Origin of the sequence: Pedobacter sp. PLR (genome assembly GCF_026239675.1) — a bacterium.
In the GTDB taxonomy this organism is placed as follows: domain Bacteria; phylum Bacteroidota; class Bacteroidia; order Sphingobacteriales; family Sphingobacteriaceae; genus Pedobacter.
This window is the reverse complement of sequence record NZ_JAPIVQ010000004.1, coordinates 310,775-331,466: the sequence shown is the minus strand read 5'-3', so window position 1 is coordinate 331,466 and position 20,692 is coordinate 310,775. Positions and strand designations below refer to the sequence as shown.

Here is a 20,692-nt window from a genome sequence, read left to right as displayed (position 1 = left end):
TTAATCTTCGAGTTTATTCCACCAGGTTCTTTTCAGAATGAACACAATGACTGCCAGTACGGCTATCGTGATCATCAAGGGCATTTTCATCATTAAAATCAGGTACATCGGCAATAAGGTCAGGCAAAGCTGTGCGATGATGCCCAGTACCACATTGAACATATCCCTGCCAAAGTTTTTATTCGCTTTAAAAGAAGGATCGTCTTTTAACACCAGCTCATACACCGGTTTCCAAAATCCCCAGGGCCGCACGGTTCTGTAAAAGCTTTTCAGCGTTTCCTCGTCGGTAGGCGGCGCCATATACGTTCCAATCACAGAACCTGTTAAAGAAAGCAGGAACAGCAATGGAAAATAGTACAGGAATTCTACACCTGAAAAGAATCGGGTAAACACCAAAGCGGCAACAATACCGGTAAACATCCCCCAGAAAAAACCATTGGAATTGAACCTCCACCAATGCCATTTCAACACATTGGCGGCGATATATCCACCATACAGTGCGGATACAATCCACTGCAACACGCTATTTACATCCCTGGCAAAGAAACCCAGGATCACTCCAACCACAACCACCAATATACCAGACAAATAATTCATGGAAATGATCTTTTTATTGGAGGCCGTAGGATTGATATATTTGAGGTATACATCGTTCACGATGTAGGCTTGCGCTGCGTTAAGCGTCCCGCTAAAAGTGCCCATAAAAGCACCTAAAAGCCCTGTAAGCACCAAGCCGAACAAGCCAACAGGAACAAAACTATTGATACTTGCCGGCAAAATTCTTTCATAATCTATGGCCCCATCCATTCCTTTCAGGTTCATTTGATCATAGTACAGAATACCCAAAACTGTTAAGCCTACGATGAGCGAATAACGAATCGGTAGCAAAACAATAGACACAAAACCACTCATTTTACTCGCTTCTTCAGGCGATTTTGTAGACAGAATTTTCTGCATATCATAGTTTGGCGGCGGACCGGCCAGGGAAGCAAAAGCACCTTTAAAGAGCATCATCATAAAGAAAATGCTGAATAGTGAGTAGCCATCGCTTTCGATTTTTTTATTGACATCATCGATGATGCCCGTCCAGTCGAGCGCTAAATGCGTTCCGAAGAAAGGACTATCCCAGCCTTTTGGCACATTCAGCTGCTGACCGTTCAGGTTAATCATCGCTATCACGGCAATAGAAATACAAACTACCGTCATGATTGCGTACTTGATCATGTCGCCAAACACAATCCCATGCATTCCTCCCAGAATAGAGTAAAACATAGCAAATAGCGTAAATATGATGCCATAAAAATGAGGCACGTAATGTGGGGAGACTTCAAAAGGCACATAAGCTTTCACAAATTCCCATGGAATAAAAATCTCTACAAATTTACCCAGGCCAATAAAGCCATAAGCGAGGAAGCCCAGACAGCTCAGCAAGGCAAAAGCAACGACCACTTTATGAGAGGCGCCAACGCCGCGGCCTTTCAATCCGAACCTGGTAGACAGCCATTCTGCGCCGGTAGTGGCATTAGAACGTCTCAGCCATTTCGACAAATACATCATCAGGAAAACCTGATTAAATACCGGCCATAACCAGGGAATCCAGATACTCTTCATCCCATACACAAAGCACAGGCTCACCATCCACATGGTGCCACTAATGTCAAACATATCAGAAGCATCGCTCAATCCCAGCTTATACCAGGGCAATGATTTGCCCCCCATGATATAACTCTGATTATTTTCTTTTGCCTTTTTACGGTACCAAAAGCCAATAATGATCGTACTAATCAGATAGGTGATGATAATGAGCACATCAATGAGTTGAAACTTCATAAAATCAAAACTATACTATTTTCGCATACAGCTTCAATACTATTTTAACAATTAATTGTATTTACAAAACAAAAAGGCTCATTAATACGTGATTAATACTAGTTTAGACTAGTACTATTTTAACATAATCCTAATTCATTAATTACAGATTGTTATATTTATATGATGGCCAATAATATAGTCAGGGAAATTACCCCTTTAACGCAGAGTGATTGCTTTACGATTTTCTCCAGGACTAAAAAGGACTTCGACTTTCCTTTGCATTACCATGAAGAGTACGAGTTGAACCTGATTTTACATGCAAAAGGGGCTAAAAGGATTGTAGGAGATCATATCGAGGTGATCGCAGATGCGGAGCTGGTCTTTATCGGACCGAATCTGTATCATGCCTGGTTTACCCATCAATGTAAAAGCGAGGAAATTATGGAAATTACCATACAATTCCACAAAGACCTGTTTGATGATCGCTTACTCAAAAGAAATCAATTGAGTTTCATTTCCAATATGTTTGACCGTGCACAAAAAGGAATCTTGTTTGCTGCGGATACGATAGAAAGGTTGATTCCGAGAATCCTTTCTTTAAGTCAGAAGAAGGGTTTTGACTCTGTTCTGGAACTCTTTTCTATTCTGCACGACCTCTCCATTTCCAGGAATATGCGCAGCTTATCGAATTCCAGTTTTAACAATGAACAGTTCAATTACAACAGCCGGCGGATAGAAAAAGCGTTCGATTACATGAATGCGAATTACAATAAAGGGGTTTCACTGGAGGAAGTGGCGAAGGCGGCAAGTATGCCAGAAGTTTCTTTCAGCAGGTTTATCAAAAAGAGAACAGGCAGCACTTTCATTGACAGCCTGAATGAGATCCGATTAGGCCATGCTACAAAAATGCTGATTTCCAGTACACAGACAATTTCAGAGATCGCCTATAAATGCGGGTTCAACAACATATCAAACTTCAACCGTATTTTCAAAAAGAAGAAAAGCTGTACACCAAAAGAGTTTAGAGACAGTTTTTCCGGAACACGTTCCTTTATCTAGTTCATATTGAACTTATCATTTTTGACCTGCACCACATTGGAAGCGGAGATAATCCCGACTACCAGAATCCCGATCAATACGGCCAGGGCAATTTGCAAGGTCGAGTACAGCTTACTTCTGGACACCATAGATTCGGAGCTTTGAATCAATTCCTGCCCTACCTGTGTCTGGATGGTCATCAACTCCGTTAATTGTTGCAGTGTTCTTCTCGAAGTTGCTCTCCCTACAGTCTCATAAAGTTTTCGCCCATCTAAGATGCTATGACTGTCCGTCAATGAAATCACATGTTGTTCTGCCGCGATAGAACCGATCAACCGGATTTTCAATTCTTTCAATTCCTCCTTTTCCTGTTTCACCAGAAAAGTCTTTTCATATTTTTTCATCAGAGAATCAATCGTGGTATTGAACTGTTGAAACTGACGTTTCAATAAGTCGACATCTTTTTTATCGGGATTTCCGGAATAAAGAAAACTATCCAGGGTAAGTTTTTTCGCAAAGATGTTTTCTGCGATGTAAAACAAGTCGGTTGCAGGAACCAGGCGGTCGTTATACATGGAAACGAAAGACTCATTCATGCTTTTCACACTTTTATCCTCCAGGAATCTGATTAGAATCATACAGGCCATAATCGCAAAAAGAAACGTAGCGATTTTCATTTTCTGTTTTAAAGAATAAGCAACTTTCATATGAATCGGAATAAGTTAAGGTTAAGTTAATCTTCTAATGGGGAAACAAAAAGGTTTGGAGCAAAATTTACTAAAAATAATTCTCTTTTTGCTCTGGTTACGCCGGTATATAGCCAACGTAAAAAATCGAGGTCGATCATTTCTTCTGTTAAATAGCCCTGGTCTACAAAAACAGCATCCCATTGCCCACCTTGTGCTTTGTGACAGGTTACCGCATAGGCGAATTTAATTTGCAGCGCATTGTAATATGGATCCTCCTTAATGGCAGCGAAACGCGCTCTTTTATTAGTCAGGTGTTCGTATTCTACATTTAAAGCTTCGAACAATTTATTGCCCAGCTCATAAGAAAGGTTGGGCGTTTCGGCGGTTAAGGTATCAAGCATCACTTTGCAGGAGATTTGTCCGGCATCAGGGAAATCCAGAAACTCCAGGGCCACTTCTGCAAAGCGGAAACCAAAGCGTTCTTCGGTACCCCTTACCCGCACGATTCTGGCCATATCACCATTGGCAATAAAAGCAGCCGATTCATTGTCGGGAAGCCAGAAATAGTTATTCTTGACCACCATGATCTGGTCGCCGCCAGTCAGTTCTTCTTCGCGGTAAAGCAAGCGTGAACGGATTTGCTGGTTGTATATATTTGCTGATTTATTAGACCTGCAGACCACCAGTGTATTTTCCATACCAAATTTGCTGTAGGCATATTCGAGGCCCTCAACCAGCTTTAGACCCGTCATCCTGAAAATATCTCTATATCCGGTAGTCATGAATTTTGGCAGTTCAATGTCATCTGCCTCTTCCGATGATCCTTCATTAATCAGTTTCCGAAGCATGGTGGCATTGGCAAGGATACCGGATTCCTTCTCTTGTCGCACCACCTCCTGAAGCTCTACCGCCCGCACCGACATGCCAAAATTAGCCGCTACATATTCTTTGTTTAATGCCGGACTGTCGATACTACCAACCGGTGGTAATTGTGCCGTATCTCCGACAAATATCGCCGCACAGTTTTTCTGATTGTATACATATTGCATCAAATCCTTCAAAAACGAAGAACTTGTTTGTGTATTCCACTCATCGGCAATCATGGAGGCCTCATCGATAATAAAGACCGTATGCTCCGACAAATTAGGGGTAATCTGAAAAGACATATCCGTAGATACTGCTGATCTTTTTCTATAGATTCTCTTATGAATAGTGAGTGCTTTACGCCCGGTATAGTTGCTCATCACCTTTGCCGCTCGCCCTGTAGGCGCCATCAACACTGCTTTAAAGCCAAATTTCGGCAATGCTTTTACGAGAGCGCCAACAGAAGTCGTCTTTCCTGTCCCTGCATACCCCCTCAATATAAAACACTGATCATCTAAGCCTTGGCTTAAAAAAGCCGCCATTTCCCGGCAAAAAACCAGCTGTTCGGCCGTAGGTGTAAACGCGTAAGACTGGGCTATAATTGATGCTTTATCCATTTAACAAAGATGCAATGGTGATGTTATAGAAAAAAGGATTAATTTTGATCTTAAATAATTTGATACAGATGAGCCATAAAAACAGCATTTTATTAGTTGATCCGGAATTTGATCCTAGTACAGCGCCAGACTGCAATTTATTGTTAAAAATTACCGCAGATAGCTTCTCCTATGCCATTATTGACAAAACCACGAACCAGTTAAAAGCAGTTTATGATCAGCAGGAATCTAAAAACATTCCACAGGATCTGGCTACAAAATTAAAAAATGACAGTTACCTGAATCTGGCTTTTAAAGACATTAAGGTAGCTGTATACAGCGAAAACTCGATTGCTATTCCGACGGAATTGTTTGACGCTAAAAATTTAGATCAATACGCAAAGTTCTTCACTGAGGAGCAATCAGATAAGCTATATGTAAGACCATTTGCAAATTACGGCTTCACTTCTATTTTTACGCTTCAGCGTTTTATGGATGAAACGTTGGCAGATGCCCTGTTGAGTTGTAAATTATTCGACCAGGTGGCACCAATGCTGGCCATGGTTCCGGATAGCGCGCAGAAAACGTTGTTGCTTGATTTTACGGCAGCTTCTTTTACTGCTGTACTTACCGAAGGTGATCAAATGATTTTCCGCAATTGCTACGAAATTGAGAACGCAGAAGAGTTTAATTATTACCTGCTATTGATCATCAATCAGATTAAAATCAACATCAAAGATACAGCGGTATTATTGAGTGGCATCGTTCACGAAAATGATGCTTATTACCAATGCCTGGAGAAATATTTCCAGAAAATAACCTTTAACACTCCCTTAAGTGATCAGGTAGATCACAAAATTTTAGAAGACATGCCTGCTCATTATTACAGCAGCTTGCTAGCACTGGATATATGCGAATAATTGGCGGTACATTAAAAGGCATTCGTTTCAATGCCCCGGAAAGCTTACCGGTAAGGCCCACTACAGATATGGCCAAAGAAGCTCTTTTTAACATTCTTTACAATACTTACGATTTTGACAGCTGTGATGTGCTGGACCTTTTCTGCGGAACAGGAAATATCAGCTTTGAGTTCGCTTCCAGAGGGGCAAAAAGCGTAACGGCAGTAGATAAACATTCGGGATGTATCTTTTGGGTACAATCAGTGATTGCCAGGCATAAGCTGGATGTGATTGACGTACAAAAAGCAGATGTGTTCAAGTTTTTGGATACACATAAGAAATCATACCAGATCATTTTCGCAGATCCTCCTTATGATTTACCTACGATTCCAAAAATTCCGGAATTGGTGATCAAGAACGATTTGCTTACGGATAACGGTCTATTGATTGTAGAACACCCTTCTTTACTGAAGATGAATGCGCAACCAGGTTTTAAAGAGACCAGAAGATACGGAAATTCGTCTTTTAGTTTCTTTGAAAAAGTAAAATAACCCTCCCCGACAGCCACATTTACCTGTGGCTGTTGTCATAAAATATAAAAGATGAAGATCGCCTTGTTTCCAGGATCATTTGATCCGATTACCATTGCCCATGTGGACATTCTGAAACGTGCCCTGCCGCTATTTGATAAAGTAGTAGTTGGTATTGGATTAAACAGTTCGAAACAGAGTTACCTTTCTGCGGAAATGCGGGAAGAGATTGTGAAAACAGTCTTTGAATCGGAAGCTAAAGTAGAAGTACAGCTTTATGAAGGACTGACGGTAGATTTTTGCAGGAAGATTAATGCGCAGTATATGGTTCGCGGAATCCGCTCTGTGGGTGATTTTGAGTATGAACGTGCAATTGCGCAGATCAACCAGACAATGATGCCGGAAATGGAGACGATATTTATATTGAGTAAGCCGGAATATTCGGCAATCAGCTCGACCATCGTCCGTGATATCCTTAGAAATCACGGAGATGTGAGCCAGTTTTTACCTCAAAACGCTATCCCGTTCCTCAAGTAAGGAACCTACTTCCAGTACCTGGATGATAGATGGATAGGTATTTATAAGTACAGGAGCCAGGTCCGTTTTATTTAACCACTTGGCTTTTGTAATTCCTTCTTCCTTTTGGGGAATCAGTTTCGGTTCTCCTTTAACGGTCATGCTGTACCATTTGGTTTTCTTTAACACCAATTTAGTGCCCATTGGATAAACATGGTAGGTTTTGCAAAGCTTCTCGTCGTTGGTGTAAATTTTTACTCCGCACTCCTCTTCCACTTCCCTAACCGCAGCTTCCCTCATTCTCTCCCCTTTTTCTACCTTTCCTTTTGGCAGATCCCATTTCTTGTTTCTGAAAATAAACAGGTAGTTGCCTTTCGTACTTTTTACCAGTCCACCAGCAGCTTTAATTAAGGTAAGGTTATTTTTAATCTGGCTAAATGCCGCTTTAGGATCAGCTACCAATAGTAAAAAATCTGTAGCTGTATTTGCAGGTAAATTTTTGTAGAACAATCTGAAATCAAAGCCCTCAACCTCTAACTGCTGAATTTCTTTTTCCTGAACAGGCTTAGAATCTGCAATAAACAAAGTATTGTCGTTGATGTAAATGCTGTATTTTTTCATGCTTCGCGCTTAAAATGCTTTTTATTACAGGTCGTAAAATTTCCTTAGAAAAAACAGACCCCTTTGAATTGTATTCTAAAGGGGTTTTCAATCAAAATTCTTACAAAATCACCTGGATATTTGAGTTTTTAAAATTATAAATATTTATCCAATAAATGATATCAAAAAAAAAGGAAGGTTTTGTAAAGCGAAGATCTGGCCATTGGGGATGTTTGATTTAAAAGATTCCGTTATTTACTTTTAAGTGTAGCGTTTCCGGATCGCCCTACGTTTTCACAGCTAAACACCTTATCTTTCTAACGTTATGAAATATTTCTCTTTACTATTTTTGGTTATTTTCCTTTCTGCCTGTTCAAAAGAAGAGCTGTACGGCCCGTATAAATTAAAAAACGGTCAGGAAGTTGAGTTATTGGTTGATCACCGCTATGCAGCGCTGGGCGAGACTTTGTTACTCCTACCTGGAAATAAACCGGCAGAATTGTCTTTAATTGGCTTTACAGAAAGGAAACCCGGTTATACATACCGTGTCAAAGCACGTTTTCATTTCGAAAAAGAGCCCCCTCAGGATGGTTCGGACCGATGGTTTGACTTTCTGAAGGTGATCGAGGAACAGAAGTATACAGGAACTGAAACTTTTGAGATCAGCTTAATCAAAGCTTACTTACCCGGTGGTCCGTCAATTTACCTGACGAAAAAAGATGACCAATATCAATATATCCAGGAGAAAATACAGCTCAGTTACGCCAGTCCGGCAGTAAAGGATCAACTGGAAGAAATCTGGCAACATGAGTTGGAAATACGGGAAAGCTATGGAAAAGATAAAAAACCGATCTATCCAAAATGGAAGTCTGTTAAAGCAACCGTAACCCATGACCCGGCAAATTTCGGCAAGGCTTACCTGGTGCAGCGTATAGAGTTTACACTGTAAAGGGCTGTACTTTACTTTTTACAAACCTTACTTTATTTGGCGCAAACCAAAACCATAAATTATTCTTAATTGTTGTTGATCACAAAACTCATCCATCCCTCCTATCGCTTGTTTAGATCTTATTGATTGACTCATTATTACACTAAATAATAGTAGGGGAAATTATGGAAAGTAAACAAACGAAACGGGAAATGATAGAGCAACTGCAATTGGAGATGATTATTGCGAAAGAAAACAATGATCCGGAGCTGTATCACATTTTGGAATTGATTAAACAAAGACTAACAAATGGCGATGAAGAAGAGGAGGAAAATTGAAATTATTTCAGCAATTCAACACATTTAAGAACAACAGCTGTTAATAGTTTAGTTGAGGTAATGACACTGAAAACTTAAAAAATATAGATATGGCTGAGCATTCTGTATATCTCCAATTAGAAAAAGATCAAATCAAACCAGCGGTTATATTTGCTGCTGATTACAAAAAAGACCATGTCAAAGTGTACGTTGATGGTAACAGACTTTTTGAGAATGAAGATTATTCATTTGATGGCAAGGACACTGTCAATTTCAATATTGATGTATTTACTACGAGTAGGATCGTGATTGATTACACAGTAGAAAAAACTTAAATACGACCCGCTATCCGGGAGCTGGTACTTTTTTGGCTTCTTTAAAACCGCGGGTTCTTTAAAATGCTGACCTTCAATTGTTCGGGAAAAAGAACTTTGGTCACCGACTTTAATTAACGATATTTGAGAGATCAAACAAATAGTTAAACAATTGATTTTCTACAATTTTCTACAGCACAAAAAGAACATTATTCAAAGTAGTGCTAGGACAAGCGTATGAAAATCCTTAATTTTGGAGCATGTATAATAAAAGTGATATTGAATTAAAGGTAGCTGAATTTTTATTACAAATAAAAGCAATAAAGTTACAACCAAATAACCCGTTTACATGGGCTTCAGGTTGGAAATCTCCAATTTATTGCGATAATAGAGTTACACTTTCCCATCCCTCAGTAAGAACATACATCAGACAAAAACTGACGCAATTGATCCAGGAAGAATTTGGTTCTGTGGACCTGATTGCAGGAGTAGCAACGGCTGGTATTCCTCAGGGTGTATTGGTTGCCCAGGAATTGGGATTACCTTTTGCTTATGTGAGAGCGAAAGCAAAAGAACACGGTACCGGAAGTCTGATTGAAGGAGAAATAGTAGAAGGACAACGCGTAGTTGTAGTGGAAGACTTGATTTCTACCGGAAAAAGCAGCTTACAGGCAGTAGAAGCATTGAGAAATGCAGGATTATCTGTAGCAGGTTTAGTGTCTATCTTCACCTATGGTTTTGACCAGGCTGAAGAAAACTTTAAAGCGGCAAAATGTCGTTACGCCACCTTGTCTAATTACAATACATTAATTGAATATGCTGCTGAACATAGCTTCATTGCTCAAAATGATGTAGACCTATTGACTAAATGGCGCAGAAACCCATCAGAATGGGGAAAAGAATTAGAACAACTAACCTAGAATCATAATGACAGTTATTGAGAGTACTACTGACATCAACCAGCCTGTAGCGAACGTCTATGCATTTTTAGCTGATATGAATAATCATCAGCAATTGATGCCGGAAAACATCTACAATTGGTCGTCCACAACTGATGAAGCCAGCTTTACCATCCAAAACATGGCTAAATTGGCAATAAAGATTTCCAGTCGCGTAGAAAACCAGGAATTAATAGCTATCCCAACGGAGAAACCTCCTTTTGATTTAGAATTGAAATGGACTGTTGCAGACAATGGAAATGGTGGAACTACCGCTACCTTGATTATCTCCGCAGACCTGAACATGATGATGAAAATGCTTGCTGCCGGACCGCTAAAAAAACTGGCTGACCATCAGACTCAAAAACTAGCAGAAATCTTAAATTAATTTTGCATTGCGGTCTCCAAAAGAGATCAACATATAAAAAATAGCCGTCCTTCCTGGAACGGCTATTTTTCGTATGCCCTTAATTTAAGGAGAATTCCAGATAAACCGGCACATGATCGGAGATCCTCCGCGCCTCTTTCAACTCTTCAAACTGCGTATAGAAAGGTACTATCCCTGTACTGATCACCTTCAGCTTGTCACCATGATAAAAGAAGTTGTCATATTCTGAAGCCAGATGTTCGCCCTTTACCACCTTTTGTTTAAGTGAGGTTTTCTGATTGACCATCGCCGAAACATAGCCCATATTCCTTAGCGGATTAAACACGGAATGAGACTGAGGAAGGTTAAAATCTCCACAAAAAATCAAGGTTTCTTTTGGATGTAAATCCGGCAGAAATTTCAGGTATTTGATCTCCGTTTCCGGCTGTTTTGCTTTTGGCTTCGCATGAAAAGAAACTAAGGTAAATGTTTTCTTCCCCAACTGAAAGGTACCAAAATAAGGCTCACGCTCTACTTCCAGTTGATATTTCTTCTCCAGCCAGGGCTCCCCGACTTTCTTTATCTTTTTGCTTTTCCATAGGAAAGCATAGCGTTCTTTACTATACCTGTCACTGGAAGTACCATGGCTAAATGAATACTCCCAAACGTCACCGGTTTGGTTTAAGGCTCCAGCAAGCCTGATTACCGCCTTCGGTCCGCCGTAACCGGCCACCACTTCCTGAATGGCAATCACGTCAAAGCGCTTAATCACATTGGCTATAAAAAGGATATTTTCATCGGTTTTGGATTGGCCAAAATCTTTAAGGTTCCAGGAACCTACACGAACATTTTGCCCGGAGGCACTAAAAAAACAAACCGCAAGCAGCATCAGGAGCGCATTCCGGCGCGTCCACAAAAGGGAATTTTTCAAAAGATATTTAGTTAATGGTGTTTAATTTCATTCTTTTCATCACGAAGAAAAAGCCGATGGAGGTTAACAACAACACCGCTGCCGTTCCCCACCACAATACGTTGAAACCATAATTTGCAGCAACACGCGTCCCCAGGAAAGGAGAAAACACATGTGCAGCAGAGGTACAGAGCGCATTAACGCCCATATAGGCTCCCCGTGTTTGAATCGTAGATCGTTGCAAAGTGACAGTCGCCATAAAAGGCATGGCCAGAATTTCCGCCAGACAAAGGACAAACATTGCCATATAGAGTACCCATATGCCATGGGCAAGGTTTAAAATCAGGAAAGAAAAACCACAAAGCAAGGTTCCCATCACCATGATATCCCTCGAGGTAAAGCGCTTCTCCGCGATATGTACCAGCAGCATTTCCAAAAGAAAAACAACAATTCCGCTAAAAGCCAGGATGACCCCGATATTAGCTTCCGTCATTTGATATACTTCTCTGTAATATAAAGGCAGTGTACTTAGCAATTGAAGAAAGCAGATGGTGAAAATACTGCAAAGCAAACTGAACAGCATAAACAACACATCTTTATAAGGAGATTTACCGGCAACAACTGCTTCCGGACTTTCCGGCAGCACCGCTTTCTCTTTGGTTTTCTCATTCCCTTTTCTATTTCTAAAGTAAATGAAAAACAGAACCGCAGAACAAAAAGCCGCTATTGCATTGCCATAAAATAAAAAGGTATAAGAGATCGCCGCCAGGAATCCACCCAATGCGGGGCCTATAGAAAAACCGAGGTTCATCGCCATGCGGTTTAAAGAGAAAGAACGGATGATGTTATCAGGTTTCGAATAGTAAGCAATAGATACGGAGTTTGCAGGTCTGAAAGTTTCAGAAATCACACTTAATATAAACACCCCTACTGCCAGTTTGACTACGGTATTCAGCTCAGGAAGCAGAAAGAACATCGGTACTGTAAAGATTAAGCTAAAAAGTTGCACTTTAAAGTGCCCTACTTTATCAGTTAACCAGCCGCCGGCAAAAGAACCAGCCACTGCACCTACACCAAAACAGCTCAATACCATCCCGGTATCCTCTAAAGAGAAACTCAAATGATTGATCATGTATATTCCCAGAAAAGGAATTACCATAGCACCACTCCTATTGATCAGCATCACCAGTGCCAGCATCCAGGCCGGTGTGGATAGCCCACGATACGCATCTAAATATAACCGTAAAAACTCCTTCATCTCTCTCCTTATATAATTTCTTACCTGTCGCCATTCCGGAGCAATTTTTTCTGAATCGTACGCTATTATTATTTTATAAAAATATAAAAGGGAAAATTCAGAAAATCACCGGATGAAAAGCATGCAGGTCTGCGAATTTAAGAAGAATATTGCCTTTCCGGCCAGGAAATGGCCAGCCATTTTCTGATTTGTTGTTGCAAGTTCTAACAATCGGGACTAAACCTACAGCATCCGGCTTTCCGCAGACAGGTTTTCAGGTAAATCACCCGGTAAATCAGCCACTTTGTCATACAAATCTCATCTAATCAGACATAATTTCCGAAGTTTCTTTTAAGAACAATATGGCATTTTCTTTGTTTAACAGATGATATGAACTTCAACAATTTCACTATAAAAGCACAGGAAGCGATTCAACAGGCTTCTGAAATAGCTCAAGGCAACCAGCAACAAGCTATTGAGACAGCGCATATACTTAAAGGGCTGCTCACTGTTGATGAAAATGTGGTTTCTTATGTTTTAAAGAAATTAAATGTAAATCTAAATGTCGTAAACCAACATTTAGATAGCCAGATAGCTAAGTTTCCTAAAGTTAGCGGAAGTAGTCCGTATTTAACTTCAGGAAGTAACTCGGCTTTACAAAAGGCGCAAACTTATTTGAAAGAGTTCAAAGATGAATTCGTTTCAGTAGAGCACCTTTTACTGGGTTTACTTTCTGTAAATGACAATACTTCTAAGCTATTAAAGGATCAGGGCGTTACCGAGCAAGACCTTAAAAAGGCTATTGTAGCTTTGAGAGGAGACAATCATGTAACCGACCAGAATGCTGAGGCAACTTTTAATGCTTTAAATAAATATGCAAGAAACCTGAATGAATATGCAGAATCAGGAAAGCTTGACCCTGTAATTGGTCGCGATGAAGAGATCAGAAGGGTGATCCAGATTCTTTCAAGACGTACTAAGAACAACCCGATCCTGATCGGTGAACCTGGTGTTGGTAAAACTGCCATCGCCGAAGGTATTGCCCACAGGATTATACAGGGAGACGTTCCAACCAATCTAAAGACAAAAACAGTGTTCTCATTAGATATGGGGGCCCTGATTGCAGGTGCCAAGTACAAAGGAGAATTTGAGGAACGCCTGAAAGCAGTGGTTAAAGAGGTGACTCAAAGCGATGGAGACATCATTCTTTTCATTGATGAGATCCACACTTTGGTAGGTGCCGGTGGTGGTGAAGGCGCTATGGATGCGGCCAACATCTTAAAACCTGCATTGGCCAGAGGTGAACTTCGCGCAATCGGAGCCACTACGCTTGATGAGTATCAAAAATATCTTGAAAAAGATAAGGCCTTAGAACGCCGTTTCCAAAAGGTAATGGTGGGTGAGCCGGATACTCAGGATGCGATTTCGATTCTGCGTGGATTGAAAGAAAAATATGAAACTCACCATAAAGTGAGGATTACGGATGGAGCGATCATTGCCGCAGTAGAGCTGTCGCAACGCTATATTTCCGATCGTTTCTTACCGGATAAAGCCATCGACTTAATGGACGAGGCCGCTTCTAAACTACGTTTGGAAATGGACAGTGTGCCGGAAGAAGTGGATGAACTGAACCGTAAGATTATGCAGCTGGAAATTGAGCGTGAAGCGATCAAAAGAGAGAATGACGACAAAAAAGTTCAGTCTCTTGCTGAGGAAATTGCCAATATATCTGCGGAACGCGATCAGCTGAAAGCCAAATGGCAGGGTGAAAAAGACCTGGTAGATGCTATTAACGCGGAAAGTGAGCAAATAGAACATTATAAACTGGAAGCAGACCAGGCGGAACGTGCAGGAGATTATGGTAAGGTAGCAGAGATCCGTTATGGAAAAATTAAGGAATCTCAGGACAAAGTAGAACAACTGAAAGTGAAACTTGAAAGTCAGCAATCGGAAAGCAGAATGCTGAAAGAGGAAGTGACTGCCGATGATATCGCAGGAGTTGTAGGCCGTTGGACTGGTATTCCGGTAACCAAGCTGATCTCTAGTGAAAGGGAAAAATTACTTCATCTGGAAGAAGAGTTACACAAACGTGTGGCTGGTCAGGATGAGGCGATTGAAGCCATTTCTGATGCGATTCGCAGGTCAAGAGCCGGATTACAGGATAAACGCAAACCGATTGGCTCATTCATCTTCCTGGGTACTACCGGTGTGGGAAAAACCGAGCTGGCTAAAGCATTGGCTGAGTACTTATTTAACGATGAAAACGCCATGACCAGGATTGATATGAGTGAATATCAGGAACGTCATGCGGTATCCAGATTGATTGGAGCGCCTCCGGGATATGTAGGTTACGATGAAGGTGGACAGTTAACGGAAGCCGTTCGTAGGAAACCTTATTCAGTTATCTTGCTCGATGAGATCGAAAAAGCGCATCCGGATGTGTTCAACATCTTATTGCAGGTACTGGATGATGGTCGTCTAACAGACAATAAGGGCCGTATGGTGAACTTTAAAAACACCATTATCATCATGACCTCAAATATTGGAGCACACATGATTCAGGAAAATTTCAAAGACCTGAATGATGAAAACCGCGAAGAGGTAATTGCGAAGACGAAGAGCGAATTGTTCGAAATCTTAAAGCAAACCATCAGACCGGAGTTCTTAAACAGGATTGATGAGCTGATCATGTTTACCCCATTGAACCGCAGCGAGATCAGAAACATTGTGGACTTACAGTTCAACCATGTGAAAGAAACGCTTGCTGAGATGGGTATCGAGATCGAAGCTACGCCAGAAGCGTTAGACTGGTTAGCAGAACTAGGTTACGATCCTCAGTTTGGAGCAAGACCGTTGAAACGTGTCATCCAGAAAAGGATATTAAATGAATTGTCTAAAGAAATTCTTGCTGGAAAAATAGACAAGGACAGCAAGATAAAATTAGATACGTTTGATAATAAATTCGTGTTTTTAAACAACGCATAAGCAACCTCGCTTATTTAATTGCAACCATTGTTAAATTAAAAGCCTTCAGAGATAACCTGAAGGCTTTTTCTATTAAAAATAAATTTAAATTAAAATTTAATAATTATTATAACAACCATTTGTTTTCATTAATATTACGATACACAAATGAAATCAAAGCATGAAGAAGAAAATTATCATGATGGCCGCACTATGCGCCGTCGGAACAGCTGCAACTGCGCAGCTTGAAAAAGGGCGGTTGATGATCGGGGGTAACGTAGGCTACTTCAGGAGCAACCAGGAAAGCCAGTTTTACAACCATAAACTGAAAAGTCTCAGCATCTCCCCAACAGCTGGTTATTTCATTAAAGACAACCTCGCTATAGGTACCAGCCTAAGGTACTACTCCAACAAGATTAACGCTTCAAACTACATTCAAAAGCAATCCTCTTATGCCTTAATTCCTTTTATCCGTTATTACTTAAACATCAGTTCTGAGTTCAGTTTTTTTGCTGAGTTTGCGCTGGCTGCCGGTATTGGAAATTCCGAAGAATTCGCGCTCCACGAGCCGTATTACCGTAAAGAAAGCAAATACAAGGAGTATGGTGCAGCGCTTGCCCCCGGACTTGCTTTTCTACCCGCTAAAAGATGGTCTGTAAATCTACGTTTTAACCTGCTTGATTACTCGAATACCCAGGTGAAGGATCTCAGCGACGATGCTGAAAACAAACATTATGTTGGATCCAATCAATTTAATTTTGGCTTCAATACCATCCGTCCGTCTATTGGCGTCAACTACCACCTATAATTAACATTTCTTACTATTATTTTACAAGCACATGAAAAAATTCGTAGCTGCCATAGCAGTATTATCCACCAGCATATTTACCCTACAAGCACAAACAGAAAAAGGAACAGCCCTGATCGGCGGTCATTTCAACTTTAGCTCAGATAAAACAGGATCGATGAGTGAGTACAAAACTCATTCCTATAAATTCTCCCCAAAAGCAGGTTATTTCATTGGTGATAATTTTGCTATCGGAACCAATTTAAGTGTTGGATATAGCCAAACTAAACAACAGAATGTACCAAACAACAAGAATACGAACCTTTCTTTTGGAGTTGCTCCTTTTGCCCGTTACTACTTAACGATCACGGAACGTTTTAGATTCTTTACCGAATTTGAAGTATCCTGGAACACTAACAAATTAAAAGGCTCCCAAAATCCAGATTTTGCAAGAGAGCAATACGAAAGACGTCAGGATTATGGTGCTAACTTACAACCGGGATTAGCCTTCTTTCCGACTAAGAAATGGGCAATAGAAATGTCATTCCCTTTTGTCGGTTACTCAAAATCCGTTACAAAACCAGTTGGATACCCCGATACGAGAAAATTCACTAATGATCACGTTAACTTTGGTCTAAGTACATTAAACCCTTTAATTGGAGTGAATTATCACTTTTAAGCAATAGCCCTTCTATTAAAAATCCCCCATTAAGTTTTAACTTTTTTGGGGGATTTTTATGAAAAAAAAATAATTTATGCTTTCTTTTTACTGGCTTCAATATTTGGCAGGAAACCGGTTAGCAAGCCAATCAGCGGCAAGAAGGAACAGATGTGAAACACATAAGCGATACTGGTGTTATCTGCTAGTTTTCCGAGTAGGGCAGAGCCTATCCCTCCCATTCCGAAGGCAAAACCGAAAAACAATCCCGATACTAATCCTACTTTTCCAGGAATCAACTCCTGTGCATAAACGAGAATCGCAGAGAAAGCCGAAGCCAGAATCACACCGATCGGCACAATCAATACGCCTGTCCAGAATAAGTTGGCATAAGGCAGCATTAAAGCAAATGGCGCGGTACCCAGTATCGAAAACCAGATCACGTATTTACGTCCGAAACGATCGCCAACAGGCCCACCAATCAGTGTTCCTGCGGCTACAGAAAACAAGAATACAAATAGGTACAATTGAGAAGTCTGCACGGAAACATGGAATCTTTCGATCACATAAAACGTAAAATAACTGGTCAGACTGGCCATGTAAAAGTATTTAGAGAAAATAAGCACCAATAAAATAGAGATGGCAAAGATGACTTTCTTCCTGGAGAACCTACTGGCAACCACTTCTGTGGAAGCGCCCTGCTTTGCTTTGTTCAGCATATGTCCTCTGTACCATCTTCCTACCCTGCTTAAAATCAGAATCGCCAGTAATGCGATTAAAGAAAACCAGATCACACTGAATTGTCCTTGCGGTACAATGATCCAGGCAGCCAGCAAAGGTCCTAAAGAACTTCCTGCATTTCCACCCAATTGAAAGATAGATTGCGCCAGGCCTCGTCTGCCTCCCGAGGCCGCATGTGCCATCCGGGATGCTTCCGGGTGAAAGATGGAAGAGCCTGTTCCAATTAATGCTACAGACAATAACATCATATAAAAGCCGTCAGAAAGCGACAATGTGACCAATCCAATCAGTGTAAACCCCATTCCTATCGCTAAAGAATAAGGTTGCGGCTTTTTATCGGTATACATTCCTACAAAAGGCTGAAATATGGAGGCAGACATCTGAAACATTAGGGTTATCAGACCAATCTGTGAAAAACTCAGCTTATAACTCTCTTTAATTACCGGGTAAATGGCAGGAATCAAAGATTGGATGGTATCATTTAGTAAATGCGAGAAACTGATTGCGAAAAGAATGGGGAATACGGTATTTTCTACCATTTTTCCCGTAGAAGGAGCAGGATTCATAATAAAACTATAATTAACCTCAAAGGTATAAAAAACAATCCCCTTTCGCATATGTTGTTAGGGATGAGATCTCCCGATCTCCGGAACCTCCATTGTTAATAGCTTAAAAAACGTATGTTATTATGAAAATCGCTTATATTTCTTCCTATCCACCACGTGAATGTGGCATCGCTACGTTTAACCATAACTTGCTACGCGCAATTGGACATGATAAAGTGGCTATATCCGGCGACAGTTTTGTAGTGGCCATGAATGATTCAGAACATTTACACGAATATGAATATCCTAAAGAAGTAAAATACATCATCCGCCAGGAAAATCAAAAAGATTATATCCGCGCAGCAGATTACATCAATACCAGTCTGGCTGATGCCTGTATTCTCGAACATGAGTTCGGAATTTATGGTGGTGAAAGTGGCAACTATATCCTGCCTCTAATTGCCAGGTTACAAAAACCACTGATCACAATTTTCCATACCATTTTAAAAGACCCAAATTATCTGCAACTGACGATTATCAGGGAAATTGCAAAACACTCCTCCAGAGTGGTGGTGATGAGTCACCGTGCAGTAGGTTTCCTGACGGGTATTTATGGGATTCCATTTTCAAAAATACAATTGATTGAACACGGTGTTCCGGATCTGGAAGCCAAAACTGACAATCCGGTTAAGCAATCCCTGGCTTTCAAAAATAAAAAAGTGCTCTTTACTTTCGGACTGATCAGCAGGAACAAAGGATTGGAAACAGTGATTCAGGCCTTGCCAAAAATCGTGGCACAAAATCCGGATGTCATGTACGTGATTCTGGGGACTACCCACCCTGGTGTCATCAAAAATTCAGGAGAAGAGTATCGGGACAGTCTGAAAAAACTGGCAAAAAAACTGAATGTATCCAACAACCTGACTTTCATTAAGAAATTTGTTTCAGAAGAAGAGTTGTTTGATTACCTCACTGCAGCAGACATGTATATTACCCCCTATCTGAACGAGGCGCAGATTACCAGTGGTACCTTATCTTATGCTGTAGGCGCCGGTGCAGCGGTCATTTCTACCCCTTACTGGCATGCGCAGGAGTTGCTTGCCGATAACAGGGGACACTTATTTGATTTCAGAGATGCAGATGGACTGGCGAAAATCGTAAATGACTTGTTTGAGGACGAAGTTAAATTGAAGAAATTGCGCAGCAATGCCTATGAATATGGCCTGCATTTACGCTGGCCAAGTACTGGTCAGGTGTATATTGACGTGCTTGAAGAGGCGGTCTCCAAATATCTCTCCGAAAAAGAAAACGGTAGCAAACAAATCATTGACCCGGACATGATGCCAGCTTTTAGTCTGGCACACGTGCACCGCTTAACCGATGACACCGGTATTGTGCAGCATGCAAAATATGGAATTCCAAACCTCAAAGAAGGTTATTGCCTGGACGATAATTCCAGGGCGCTCATCCTTGCTATTCTAGCTTACCAGCAAAATAAAAGTAAAGCTGCTTTAGAGTTACTACCCATTTATTTAAGCTTCATCCAATACATGCAGTGTGACGATGGGAATTTCAGAAATTTCCTCAGCTTTAAACGGGAATATCTGGACGAGGTTGGCTCTGAAGATTCTTTTGGTCGTACGGTATGGGCATTAGGTTACCTGATCAGTAATGCGCCAAATAATTCTTACAGGGAATTTGCCAAAGATCTTTTCCTGAAATCTGCACCACATTTCAGCAAACTAACTCACCTTAGGGGAATTGCAAATACGGTTGTCGGACTGGGGAAATACCTGGAAGCCCACCCTTACGACGGACACATTAAAGAGCAGATGAACCTGTTGATTGTGCCCTTAAAAGCCGCTTACAACTTAAACCGCAGTGATAACTGGCATTGGTTTGAGGACAAAATGACCTACGACAACGGCATTCTTCCACTGGCCTTACTTTGCCATTATGAGGTAAGCAAGGACGAAGAATCTTTGACCATGGCTTTAGAGAGTATGCAGTTCTTATCCAGACATACCATGTACGACGGCTATCTGAATCCGGTAGGTAATGATGGCTGGCTGTTTAAAGAAGGTGGCCAAATGGCCCTTTACGATCAGCAGGCAATTGAAACGATGGCCATGGTATTGATGTATTTCAAAGCTTATGAAATTACGCTGGACCTGAGCTACGTGAAACAAATGTATTTGTGTTATCAATGGTTTTTGGGCGAAAACAGCTTGCACCTACCTTTGTATGACCATGAAACGAAAGGTTGCGGTGATGGCTTACAGCCCCATGGCGTCAACAGAAATCAGGGTGCAGAAAGTACACTGGCTTACTGGATCTCCCATTTAATCGTGCTTAGGGCTTTAGAATCTGAGTATGAATACATTCAGGACGGAGAGTTATTTGGTATTCAGAAAACAGAAGAAAATAACCGTCTGATTTAAG

20 protein-coding genes are annotated in these 20,692 nt (G+C 40.9%); 13 read left to right on the top strand and 7 right to left on the bottom strand.

Features of this window, described 5'->3' with window-relative positions:
* Positions 1-1,830 carry a sodium:solute symporter family protein gene (locus OQX61_RS12025; protein ID WP_265841928.1) on the bottom strand — a complete coding sequence of 610 codons (1,830 nt, stop codon included), beginning with the start codon at positions 1,828-1,830 and terminating at the stop codon, positions 1-3.
* 162 nt (positions 1,831-1,992) lie between these two features.
* On the opposite strand from OQX61_RS12025, the gene OQX61_RS12020 reads away from it, so the two are divergent.
* Positions 1,993-2,871 carry an AraC family transcriptional regulator gene (locus OQX61_RS12020; RefSeq protein ID WP_265841927.1) on the top strand — a complete coding sequence of 293 codons (879 nt, stop codon included), beginning with the start codon at positions 1,993-1,995 and terminating at the stop codon, positions 2,869-2,871.
* Here OQX61_RS12020 and OQX61_RS12015 read toward each other — a convergent pair.
* Positions 2,868-3,557 (bottom strand): MCP four helix bundle domain-containing protein, encoded by a 690-nt coding sequence (locus OQX61_RS12015; protein ID WP_265841926.1) that lies wholly within the window; start codon positions 3,555-3,557, stop codon positions 2,868-2,870. The two genes, OQX61_RS12020 and OQX61_RS12015, sit on opposite strands and share 4 nt — an antisense overlap.
* A 26-nt stretch (positions 3,558-3,583) precedes the next feature.
* Complete coding sequence (locus tag OQX61_RS12010; protein WP_265841925.1) at positions 3,584-5,020, bottom strand: AAA family ATPase; 1,437 nt, start codon at positions 5,018-5,020, stop codon at positions 3,584-3,586.
* A 68-nt stretch (positions 5,021-5,088) separates the two neighbouring features.
* Between OQX61_RS12010 and OQX61_RS12005 the strand changes: the two genes are divergently transcribed.
* From OQX61_RS12005 to coaD, 3 genes are read left to right on the top strand one after another with little or no spacing between them, the layout of a single operon-like run.
* Entirely contained in the window at positions 5,089-5,919 is an 831-nt protein-coding gene (locus OQX61_RS12005) for a DUF3822 family protein (protein ID WP_265841924.1), read from the top strand.
* Entirely contained in the window at positions 5,910-6,449 is a 540-nt protein-coding gene (locus OQX61_RS12000; protein ID WP_265841923.1) for an RsmD family RNA methyltransferase, read from the top strand. Before OQX61_RS12005 ends, OQX61_RS12000 begins: the two co-directional genes overlap by 10 nt.
* 51 nt (positions 6,450-6,500) lie before the next feature.
* Positions 6,501-6,965, top strand: coding sequence for a pantetheine-phosphate adenylyltransferase (gene coaD, locus OQX61_RS11995; protein WP_265841922.1), 465 nt, complete (start codon positions 6,501-6,503; stop codon positions 6,963-6,965).
* Here coaD and OQX61_RS11990 read toward each other — a convergent pair.
* Positions 6,933-7,565, bottom strand: a complete 633-nt coding sequence (locus OQX61_RS11990) for an NUDIX domain-containing protein (protein WP_265841921.1) — start codon at positions 7,563-7,565, stop codon at positions 6,933-6,935. The two genes, coaD and OQX61_RS11990, sit on opposite strands and share 33 nt — an antisense overlap.
* A gap of 304 nt (positions 7,566-7,869) precedes the next feature.
* Here OQX61_RS11990 and OQX61_RS11985 point away from each other — a divergent pair, with 304 nt between their 5' ends.
* The 5 genes from OQX61_RS11985 to OQX61_RS11965 all read left to right on the top strand — a co-directional run bounded on the left by OQX61_RS11985 (position 7,870) and on the right by OQX61_RS11965 (position 10,429).
* Positions 7,870-8,493 carry a hypothetical protein gene (locus tag OQX61_RS11985; protein ID WP_265841920.1) on the top strand — a complete coding sequence of 208 codons (624 nt, stop codon included), beginning with the start codon at positions 7,870-7,872 and terminating at the stop codon, positions 8,491-8,493.
* A gap of 191 nt (positions 8,494-8,684) precedes the next feature.
* Positions 8,685-8,810 carry a hypothetical protein gene (locus OQX61_RS11980; protein ID WP_265841919.1) on the top strand — a complete coding sequence of 42 codons (126 nt, stop codon included), beginning with the start codon at positions 8,685-8,687 and terminating at the stop codon, positions 8,808-8,810.
* 89 nt (positions 8,811-8,899) lie between these two features.
* Positions 8,900-9,124 (top strand): hypothetical protein, encoded by a 225-nt coding sequence (locus OQX61_RS11975; RefSeq protein ID WP_265841918.1) that lies wholly within the window; start codon positions 8,900-8,902, stop codon positions 9,122-9,124.
* A 239-nt stretch (positions 9,125-9,363) separates the two neighbouring features.
* Entirely contained in the window at positions 9,364-10,023 is a 660-nt protein-coding gene (gene pyrE, locus OQX61_RS11970; RefSeq protein ID WP_265841917.1) for an orotate phosphoribosyltransferase, read from the top strand.
* Between the two features lie 7 nt (positions 10,024-10,030).
* The gene (locus tag OQX61_RS11965; RefSeq protein ID WP_265841916.1) at positions 10,031-10,429 is read left to right on the top strand and encodes an SRPBCC family protein; all 399 of its coding nucleotides are present in this window, start codon (positions 10,031-10,033) and stop codon (positions 10,427-10,429) included.
* A gap of 79 nt (positions 10,430-10,508) precedes the next feature.
* Here the strand turns inward: OQX61_RS11965 and OQX61_RS11960 are convergent, their stop codons facing one another.
* Together OQX61_RS11960 and OQX61_RS11955 are read right to left on the bottom strand one after the other, a co-directional pair.
* Positions 10,509-11,339 carry an endonuclease/exonuclease/phosphatase family protein gene (locus tag OQX61_RS11960; protein ID WP_265841915.1) on the bottom strand — a complete coding sequence of 277 codons (831 nt, stop codon included), beginning with the start codon at positions 11,337-11,339 and terminating at the stop codon, positions 10,509-10,511.
* A 7-nt stretch (positions 11,340-11,346) separates the two neighbouring features.
* On the bottom strand, positions 11,347-12,576 hold the full coding sequence (locus OQX61_RS11955) for an MFS transporter (RefSeq protein ID WP_265841914.1): 1,230 nt from the start codon (positions 12,574-12,576) through the stop codon (positions 11,347-11,349).
* A gap of 369 nt (positions 12,577-12,945) precedes the next feature.
* Here OQX61_RS11955 and clpB point away from each other — a divergent pair, with 369 nt between their 5' ends.
* From clpB to OQX61_RS11940, 3 genes are all read left to right on the top strand, one after another.
* On the top strand, positions 12,946-15,540 hold the full coding sequence (gene clpB, locus OQX61_RS11950) for an ATP-dependent chaperone ClpB (RefSeq protein ID WP_265841913.1): 2,595 nt from the start codon (positions 12,946-12,948) through the stop codon (positions 15,538-15,540).
* A 160-nt stretch (positions 15,541-15,700) separates the two neighbouring features.
* A complete protein-coding gene (locus OQX61_RS11945) occupies positions 15,701-16,327 on the top strand; it encodes an outer membrane beta-barrel protein (RefSeq protein ID WP_265841912.1) in 627 nt (208 codons plus the stop codon).
* Positions 16,328-16,358: 31 nt separating this feature from the next.
* Positions 16,359-16,985, top strand: a complete 627-nt coding sequence (locus OQX61_RS11940) for an outer membrane beta-barrel protein (protein WP_265841911.1) — start codon at positions 16,359-16,361, stop codon at positions 16,983-16,985.
* A 74-nt stretch (positions 16,986-17,059) separates the two neighbouring features.
* On the opposite strand, the gene OQX61_RS11935 is transcribed toward OQX61_RS11940, so the two are convergent.
* Positions 17,060-18,271 (bottom strand): MFS transporter, encoded by a 1,212-nt coding sequence (locus OQX61_RS11935; protein WP_265841910.1) that lies wholly within the window; start codon positions 18,269-18,271, stop codon positions 17,060-17,062.
* A gap of 122 nt (positions 18,272-18,393) precedes the next feature.
* Between OQX61_RS11935 and OQX61_RS11930 the strand changes: the two genes are divergently transcribed.
* Positions 18,394-20,691 carry a glycosyltransferase family 4 protein gene (locus tag OQX61_RS11930; protein WP_265841909.1) on the top strand — a complete coding sequence of 766 codons (2,298 nt, stop codon included), beginning with the start codon at positions 18,394-18,396 and terminating at the stop codon, positions 20,689-20,691.
* Position 20,692 lies beyond the last annotated feature (1 nt).